Origin of the sequence: Isoptericola croceus, assembly GCF_029382255.1 — a bacterium.
Taxonomy (GTDB): domain Bacteria; phylum Actinomycetota; class Actinomycetes; order Actinomycetales; family Cellulomonadaceae; genus Isoptericola; species Isoptericola croceus.
On sequence record NZ_JARLLG010000444.1, the window covers coordinates 1 to 259 of the forward strand.

The window sequence follows — 259 nt, forward strand, 5'->3', positions numbered from 1 at the left end:
TTATGAATGAGTGTTTCCGTCTCTTTTTTAAGTTCTTTAAGATTTTGTAGTTTTTTGGTTTCTGTTATTATATTTTGCACCTCTCTTGTTTTGGCATAAATGTTTGATTGCAGCGGTTTTAATCGGGTTCCAATCAATCGTTGAATCAAATCTGCTTCAAAGTCAGCGTCTTTATTTGACAAGTCCTTTTGACCGAAGTAAACGGGATTGTCAAATACTGCATCTATTGAAATGCCTGCTTGTAGCGTACCGTCTTTAT

The 259-nt window shown here is 35.1% G+C and carries 1 protein-coding gene; it reads right to left on the minus strand.

Annotated elements, in window-relative coordinates; translation table 11 throughout:
* A partial coding sequence (locus PZC42_RS21815; protein WP_277214293.1) for a hypothetical protein occupies positions 1 to 259 on the minus strand: 259 nt, incomplete at both ends.